The sequence below is a fragment of the Streptomyces sp. NPDC058697 genome, from assembly GCF_042715345.1.
Lineage (GTDB): Bacteria > Actinomycetota > Actinomycetes > Streptomycetales > Streptomycetaceae > Streptomyces > Streptomyces liliifuscus.
Map to the genome: position 1 here is coordinate 53,045 of NZ_JBHXSU010000045.1, position 7,757 is coordinate 60,801.

A 7,757-nucleotide genomic window follows, 5' to 3' on the forward strand; every position below is an offset into this window, starting at 1 on the left:
GACTCCTGACCGATGTCGCTTCTGAACCAGTCCCTCCACGAGCTCGACCCGGACGTCGCCGCCGCCGTCGACGCCGAGCTGCACCGTCAGCAGTCCACCCTCGAAATGATCGCCTCGGAGAACTTCGCTCCGGTCGCCGTCATGGAGGCCCAGGGCTCGGTCCTCACCAACAAGTACGCCGAGGGCTACCCGGGCCGCCGCTACTACGGCGGCTGCGAGCACGTCGACGTCGCCGAGCAGATCGCCATCGACCGGGTCAAGGAGCTGTTCGGCGCCGAGTACGCCAACGTGCAGCCGCACTCGGGCGCCTCCGCCAACCAGGCCGCGCTGTTCGCGCTGGCCCAGCCCGGCGACACCATCCTCGGCCTGGACCTGGCCCACGGCGGCCACCTCACCCACGGGATGCGGCTCAACTTCTCCGGCAAGCAGTTCAACGTGGTCGCGTACCACGTGGACGAGGCCGGCCTGGTCGACATGGCCGAGGTCGAGCGGCTCGCCAAGGAGCACCGTCCGAAGGTGATCATCGCCGGCTGGTCGGCGTACCCGCGGCAGCTGGACTTCGCCGAGTTCCGCCGCATCGCGGACGAGGTCGAGGCCTATCTGTGGGTCGACATGGCGCACTTCGCGGGTCTGGTCGCGGCCGGTCTCCACCCGAACCCGGTGGAGCACGCGGACGTGGTCACCTCCACCACCCACAAGACGCTGGGCGGGCCCCGCGGCGGGATCATCCTCGCCAAGAAGGCCTTCGCGAAGAAGCTGAACTCGTCGGTCTTCCCGGGCTTCCAGGGCGGCCCCCTGGAGCACGTGATCGCGGCCAAGGCCGTCTCCTTCAAGGTCGCCGCCTCGGAGGACTTCAAGGAGCGCCAGCGCCGTACGGTCGAGGGCGCCCGGATCCTCGCCGAGCGGCTGACGGCGCCCGACGCGCGTGCGGCCGGGGTGAACGTCCTCTCCGGCGGTACGGACGTCCACCTGATCCTGGTCGACCTGCGCGACTCGGAGCTGGACGGCCAGCAGGCCGAGGACCGTCTCCACGAGGTCGGCATCACCGTCAACCGCAACGCCGTCCCGAACGACCCGCGCCCGCCGATGGTCACCTCGGGCCTGCGGATCGGCACGCCCGCCCTGGCCACCCGCGGCTTCACGGCCGAGGACTTCGCCGAGGTCGCGGACGTCATCGCCGAGGCGCTGAAGGCCCCCTCGACCTTCGGGGAGGCCGACGCGCAGGCGCTGAAGGCCCGGGTGTCCGCACTGGCGGACAAGCACCCGCTGTACCCCGGTCTGGGCCAGTAGTCCCGTTTCACCGGGGCACCGCGCACACTGGAAGGTGTGCGCGGTGCCTCGCCCGCCCGACACCCACCACCACCGCCCTGGTCGCAGCGCTTCGCGCCTTTCGTCTTTTCTGCATCACCCCCGCTTTGAGGAGTCCCCGTGGCCATCTCGGTCTTCGACCTGTTCTCGATCGGCATCGGCCCGTCCAGCTCCCACACGGTCGGCCCGATGCGTGCCGCGCGGATGTTCGCCCGCCGGCTGCGCACCGAGGACGTCCTGTCCTCGGTGACCTCGGTACGCGCCGAGCTGTACGGCTCACTGGGCGCGACCGGCCACGGCCACGGCACCCCCAAGGCGGTGCTGCTCGGCCTGGAGGGCGCCTCACCGCGCACGGTGGACGTGGAGGGGGCCGACGAACGGGTCGAGCAGATCAAGTCGTCGGGCCGCATCGCCCTGCTCGGCGACCAGGAGATCGACTTCTCCTTCCCCGACGACCTGGTCCTGCACCGCCGCAAGACGCTGCCGTACCACGCGAACGGCATGACGCTGTGGGCGTACGACGCCTCGGGCGGCGAGCTGCTGTCGAAGACGTACTACTCGGTGGGCGGCGGGTTCGTCGTCGACGAGGACGCGGTGGGCGCGGACCGCATCAAGCTGGACGACACGGTTCTCAAGTACCCCTTCCGCACGGGCGACGAGCTGCTGCGCCTGACGAAGGAGACGGGCCTGTCGATCTCCGCCCTGATGCTGGAGAACGAGCGGGCCTGGCGCACCGAGGACGAGATCCGCGAGGGGCTGCTGGCCATCTGGCGGGTGATGCAGGCGTGCGTCTCGCGCGGCATGTCCCGTGAGGGCATCCTGCCCGGCGGCCTCAGGGTCCGCCGCCGCGCGGCCATGTCGGCACGCCAACTGCGCGCCGAGGGCGACCCGTTGGCCCACGCGATGGAGTGGATCACGCTGTACGCGATGGCGGTGAACGAGGAGAACGCGGCGGGCGGCCGCGTGGTGACCGCCCCGACGAACGGCGCGGCCGGCATCATCCCGGCGGTCCTGCACTACTACATCAACTTCGTGCCCGGCGCGGACGAGGAGGGTGTGGTCCGCTTCATGCTCGCGGCGGGCGCAATCGGCATGCTCTTCAAGGAGAACGCCTCCATCTCCGGCGCCGAGGTCGGCTGCCAGGGTGAGGTCGGCTCGGCCTGCTCGATGGCGGCGGGCGCGCTGGCGGAGGTACTGGGCGGCAGCCCGGAGCAGGTGGAGAACGCCGCGGAGATCGGCATGGAGCACAACCTCGGCCTCACCTGCGACCCGGTCGGCGGCCTCGTCCAGATCCCCTGCATCGAGCGCAACGGCATGGCAGCGGTCAAGGCCGTCACGGCGGCCAGGATGGCCATGCGCGGCGACGGCTCCCACAAGGTGTCCCTCGACAAGGTCATCAAGACGATGAAGGAAACGGGCGCGGACATGAGCGTCAAGTACAAGGAGACGGCCCGGGGCGGGCTGGCGGTGAACATCATCGAGTGCTGAGGATGGGACGGGCGAAGTGGGGGAAGAGCAAAGGAAGTTGCTCCCCACAGGCAACACCTGCACCCGTCCCCCCACCGCACGGAGGAACCGCATGCTGCGCGGCATAGACGTCAGCGGCTACCAGTCGTCCACGTACAGCACCGAGGGCCTGTCCTTCGTCTTCGTCAAGGCCACCGAAGGCCGCACGTACGTCAATCCGAAGCTGAGCGCGCAGACGAAGCGGGCCCGTGACGCCGGCTGCGTCGTCGGCTTCTACCACTTCCTCTGGCCGGGCAACCTCACGGCTCAGGCCGAGTACTTCGTCGGCAAGGCCCCCGAAAAGGCCGGCGACATCCTCGCCGTCGACTGGGAGACAACAGGCGACGGCACCCACGCGACCAACGCCGAAAAGGACCGCTTCATCCGCAAGGTGAAGGAACTCCGGCCGAACAACCGGGTCGTTCTCTACGCGAACAGGAACTACTGGCTGAACGTCGACGACACCTCATACGCGGGTGACGGTCTCTGGATCGCCGACTACGTCACGGCGGGCAAACCGCGGATCCAGGCCAAGTGGCGCTTCCATCAATACACAGACGATCCGCTGGACAAGAACGTGGCGGACTTCTCCAGCAAGGCCGCTCTGCGCGAATGGGCCGAGAACGCCTGACGGGATCTAGCCTGCGGACAGGGCCAGTTCTGCGCGCAGTCGCTTCGCCGGCGGGTCGGCGAGGTACTCGTTGAGCAGATCGAAGGTACGAAGCTCGGGCGGGAGAGCTTCGTACCACCCAAGGCCATGCAGGTTGCAGTTGTTGCAGACGAGCCCTCGCACGCAGTCCCCGCAACTGCCCGGGCCAGGGCAACAGCCGTGGTCGTGATCAATGTCCATGGCTCTCCCGCCCGTGTGAGCTCTTGCGCAAACGGCACAACTGCCCTGCTGGAGCCTCAGCAGTTGGTCGACGAATCCTCTGGTCACGTTGTAGTGGCCGAGGCGGACGCGCTCCGCATTGCACGGCCTGCAGTACGGTCGCGGTGCTCCCGAAGCGTTGCTCGACCATCTCGCGGAGGGCACCGTTTCCCCTCTTCTTCCGCAGGGGTGAAAGCGGCTGCCTCTTGGTTCTCTGCCGGTAGTGAGCGGAACAGAGTTCTCTGGCGGAAACCGCTCTGCCGCATCCGCCGAACTCACAACACCGGCTGTCGGCGACTGCGCGTCCAACGTTGATCGGAGCCAGCCCTCTCCCCCTCCGCTGCTGCGTGTAGTGGGTTCTGCACAATCCCTTCGTCAGCGGAAACCGTTCGGAAGACCGGCCGCAGGCCCAGCCGTTCCCGCTCGCTTCACAGCCCCGCATTCAAGCCCCCGGTCGAACAGTTCGGTTGACGTACGATCCGATCAACGAGGAAGTCGACCAGGCGTAACGCGCCGGCGAGCGTGAGAAAGAGGGGAGCTTCACAGCATGGGTGGGAGTGTCGCTGCGGTCAGCAGTAGTGGTGAGTATTCGTTTTCCAAGCCGAATCGGGGTGGCATTACGTTGCTTGCCGGGCTTGGGGTGGAGGGGGATGTGCATGCCGGGGTGACGGTGAAGCATCGGTCCCGGGTGGAGAAGGATCCTTCGCAGGTGAATCTGCGGCAGGTGCACCTCATTCATGAGGAGTTGTTCGACGAGGTGCGGGAGGCCGGGTTCGAGGTCGCGGCCGGGGAGCTCGGGGAGAACGTCACCACCCGGGGGATCGATCTGCTGGGGCTGCCGACCGGGACGCTGCTGCGGGTCGGGGGCGAGGCCGTGGTGAAGGTCACCGGGCTGCGGAATCCCTGTGCGCAGATCGACGGCTTCCAGAAGGGGCTGATGAAGCAGGTCGTCGAGCGGGACGAGGACGGGACCGTCCGGTTCCGGGCCGGGATCATGAGTGTCGTCGTCACGGGTGGCGTGGTGCGGCCCGGTGACCCGGTCGAGGTCGAGTTGCCGGACGGGCCGCACCTGCCCCTGCAGGTCGTCTGAGCGGAGCGGCGGAGCGGCGGAGCGCTGCCGCCGGAGCCCTACGAGCGGAAGTCCGCCGAGCGCTCCCGCGGCGCCTCCGCGAGGGCCTTCGTCACGGCGTCCACGCCTTCGTGGAGGCCGTAGACCGGGGTGCCGGGCTGCTGGCGCCAGGAGTCGTCGAGGGAGCCCGCGTCGACCGTGTCGAAGCCGAGTTCGTCGATGAGGTCGCGGACGACCTGCTTGGCGGACGCGTCGTCGGCGGCGACCGGGAGGGCGATGCGGTCCGGGGCGCCGGCCGGGCGGTGGCGGTCGAGGAGGGCCTGGGCGTACGTGCCGTTGAAGGCCTTGACGACCGTGTGGCCGAGCTGCTGGGCCGTCCAGCGGCTCTCCGTCAGGCCCTCGTCCTCGATCCCGGCGATCCTGCCGTCCCGCTGCGGGTAGTAGTTGCCGGTGTCGACAACGACGGCTCCGTCGGCGGCCTCGTCGAGGAGCCCGGACGGCAGGTTCGGGACCGCCTTCAGGGGGACCGTGACGACGACGAGTTCGGCGCCGCGTGCCGCCTCCTCGACCGGGACGGGCGTCGCGCCGGTCTCCTCGGCCAGTGCCGTGAGGGTCCCCGGCCCTCGGGAGTTGGCGACGGAGACGTCATGGCCGAGAGCCGTGAGCCGCCGGGTGAGGTTGCCGCCGATGTTGCCCGCTCCGATGATGCCGATCTTCATGACTCGCGCGTCCTTCCGGGGGTCGATGACTCCGATGTGGAGCACCAACCTCCGGGGCAAGCGGGCTATTCCGGGCATCACCCGAAAGGCCGCAGGGCGTGTCGAACGTCCGGAAACCGCCGTCCCGGCCATCGCGGCGTGACGGGTCGCGCGGCGCATGGCAAAGGGGCGCCCCCGCCCGTCCGGCGGGAGCGCCCCTCGCGATTCTCGCGTTCGGCTACTTGTTTTCGGCTACTTGTTCAGGTGCGACCAGAACTCGTCGAACGACAGCAGCTTGTCGCCGTTGAGGTCCTGGGAGCCGATAACGGCCTCGGCCACCGACTCGGTGACGTTCCAGTCGCCGCCCTGGGCCAGGGCCTTCTTGAACTCGGCGGCGGTGACGTAGCCGTCCCCGTCCACGTCGATACGCTCGAACGCCTTGCGTGCTTCCTCGATGTCCGCCACCGGACCCGCCCCTTCTGATGTGCCGTACTTGCCGAGGTCAGATTAACTGCCCGACTGAGCACTCAGTGCGGCGACCACCCACGCGAACGCCTCCCGGTGCGTGGGCAGCGGCTCGGTTCCCCGTACGAGCGCCAGCAGTTCCCGGAAGCGGGCGGCCTCGGCCTGGCTCGCCGACACCATGCGTTCCAGTACGGCGGACCGGTCGGCGTCGCCGAGCAGCTCGGCCAGGACGGTGGCGGCCTCCGGGGCGTCCGGCGCAAGTCCCCGCTCCCTCGCCTCACCGGCCAGTTGCACCAAGCGGCTCATGAACCACAGGGACGTACCGGCCGGCACGTCGGGCCCCCGGTCCGCCGCGTTGAACTCGACCATCCTCCGCATCCGCGCGCGAAACCCCGTGTCCTGCATCAGCTCGGCAAGCTCCACCCAGGCGTCCACCTGCTCGGTCGTGGGGTCGTCGGGCAGGTCGGGCACGCCGAAGCGCAGCCGGGTGCGGATGTCGGGGTCCGCGGTGTCGAGGCCGTCGAAGGTCGCCGCCATGAAGTCGTCGACGATGTGCTTGCGCTCCGCGGCCGACAGCCGCGCCAGTCTGTTCATAAGGGTCGTCTCCTCCGCGGTCGAACCGCGTCGCGCCACGGTCGACAGCACCGCCCGGGTCACCCTCAGCGCCCTGATCTGCGCGTCCAGGGCCGCCACATGCGTGGCCGCCACCTCCGCGACCGTCGTCTCGCCGGCCACCACCCGCCGTACGTCGTCCAGGCCGAGGCCCAGCTCCCGCAGCGTACGGATGAGTTCGAGGCGGGCCACGGCCCCGGCGTCGTACAGCCGGTAGCCGCCCTCGGAGCGGGTCACGGGCGGCAGGGCGCCCGCGTCCGACCAGTATCGGATGGTGCGCACCGGCAGTCCGGTACTCCGGGAGAGCTGCCCGATGGTGAGCAGCCCGGTGCCGTCGTCGATCATGGGGTGGAGTCTGGGCCTTCCAGTGGGTGGAGACTCAAGTGACGGGCGAGGGAAGGGGCGGCGCGGTGGCCGGCACTCTGCGGGGCATTCTCGACGCGGCGGCGCGGGGTGTCTTCCCGCCGCCTGACGGCGGTACGACGGTCGTTCCGCAGCACGCGCACCGGGACGCCGGGGTCATCGCCTTCACCGCGCACTCCGTCGTCTTCACCGATGAAGGGGAGGGCTGGGTTCGCGAAACGCTGGCCGGGGTCGACTGCGATCCGCTCGCCGCGACCATGAACCCGCGGTTCCTTGCCGCGTTGATGGAGCGTACGGGGCGTACGACGGACACGATCGACCTGCTGACGGTCGCTGCGCCGCTGTCCGACCCGCCGCCGCTGAGGCTGACGGAACTCGACGATCCCGGCCATCCCCGGGTCGCCCGGGCCCGCGAGCGGCGGGACGACGTGCGGGTGTGGGCCGCCGACGGCGGCGTACTCGTCCTGGGGCGCGGGGTCGCGGGGCGGCTGGAGGCCGCGATCGAGGTCGCCGAGGGGATACGGCACCGGGGGCTGGGGCGCGCCCTCGCGGTGGCTGCGCGGCATCTGAGCGGGGGCGAGCCGGTCTGGGCGCAGCAGGCCGCCGGGAACGCCCGCAGCGTACGGGCCTTCCAGGCGGCCGGGTTCCGCCCGGTCGGGGCGGAGGCGTTGCTCATCGCCCGCGAGGGAGGGAGTGACAGCCTGGCTTCAGGCGCCGGCGGCCGACCAGGCCGGCGGTCGTTCTGAGGGCGGCGCGACGATCGGACGTGCGGATTTCGCCCCCGCCGCCCCTACCCATTCCCGTCACTTACTCAGGGGCTTCGCCCCCGAACCCCCAAAAGATTGCGCAGTTCCCCGCGCCCCTAGGT

General features: G+C 69.9%; 9 protein-coding genes. 5 read left to right on the forward strand and 4 right to left on the reverse strand.

Annotated elements, in window-relative coordinates:
- Window positions 1-12 precede the first annotated feature (12 nt).
- From glyA to ACFWXQ_RS45910, 3 genes are all read left to right on the forward strand, one after another.
- A complete protein-coding gene (gene glyA / locus ACFWXQ_RS45900; RefSeq protein WP_383938031.1) occupies window positions 13-1,290 on the forward strand; it encodes a serine hydroxymethyltransferase in 1,278 nt (425 codons plus the stop codon).
- Window positions 1,291-1,428: 138 nt separating this feature from the next.
- On the forward strand, window positions 1,429-2,796 hold the full coding sequence (locus ACFWXQ_RS45905) for an L-serine ammonia-lyase (protein WP_383938034.1): 1,368 nt from the start codon (window positions 1,429-1,431) through the stop codon (window positions 2,794-2,796).
- A gap of 91 nt (window positions 2,797-2,887) precedes the next feature.
- Window positions 2,888-3,445: a glycoside hydrolase family 25 protein gene (locus ACFWXQ_RS45910; RefSeq protein WP_383938037.1), complete on the forward strand. Its 558-nt coding sequence runs from the start codon at window positions 2,888-2,890 to the stop codon at window positions 3,443-3,445.
- Between the two features lie 6 nt (window positions 3,446-3,451).
- Here ACFWXQ_RS45910 and ACFWXQ_RS45915 read toward each other — a convergent pair whose 3' ends face one another.
- Window positions 3,452-3,961: an endonuclease domain-containing protein gene (locus ACFWXQ_RS45915; RefSeq protein WP_383938059.1), complete on the reverse strand. Its 510-nt coding sequence runs from the start codon at window positions 3,959-3,961 to the stop codon at window positions 3,452-3,454.
- A gap of 268 nt (window positions 3,962-4,229) precedes the next feature.
- Here ACFWXQ_RS45915 and ACFWXQ_RS45920 point away from each other — a divergent pair, with 268 nt between their 5' ends.
- Complete coding sequence (locus ACFWXQ_RS45920; RefSeq protein WP_383938040.1) at window positions 4,230-4,772, forward strand: MOSC domain-containing protein; 543 nt, start codon at window positions 4,230-4,232, stop codon at window positions 4,770-4,772.
- 38 nt (window positions 4,773-4,810) lie between these two features.
- Here the strand turns inward: ACFWXQ_RS45920 and ACFWXQ_RS45925 are convergent, their stop codons facing one another.
- The 3 genes from ACFWXQ_RS45925 to ACFWXQ_RS45935 form a co-directional block, all read right to left on the reverse strand.
- On the reverse strand, window positions 4,811-5,470 hold the full coding sequence (locus ACFWXQ_RS45925; protein ID WP_383938042.1) for an NADPH-dependent F420 reductase: 660 nt from the start codon (window positions 5,468-5,470) through the stop codon (window positions 4,811-4,813).
- A 231-nt stretch (window positions 5,471-5,701) separates the two neighbouring features.
- Window positions 5,702-5,914, reverse strand: coding sequence for an EF-hand domain-containing protein (locus tag ACFWXQ_RS45930; protein ID WP_362075349.1), 213 nt, complete (start codon window positions 5,912-5,914; stop codon window positions 5,702-5,704).
- Between the two features lie 42 nt (window positions 5,915-5,956).
- The gene (locus ACFWXQ_RS45935) at window positions 5,957-6,871 is read right to left on the reverse strand and encodes a MerR family transcriptional regulator (protein WP_383938046.1); all 915 of its coding nucleotides are present in this window, start codon (window positions 6,869-6,871) and stop codon (window positions 5,957-5,959) included.
- Between the two features lie 65 nt (window positions 6,872-6,936).
- Between ACFWXQ_RS45935 and ACFWXQ_RS45940 the strand changes: the two genes are divergently transcribed.
- Window positions 6,937-7,635, forward strand: a complete 699-nt coding sequence (locus tag ACFWXQ_RS45940) for a GNAT family N-acetyltransferase (RefSeq protein ID WP_383938062.1) — start codon at window positions 6,937-6,939, stop codon at window positions 7,633-7,635.
- Window positions 7,636-7,757: the final 122 nt, after the last annotated feature.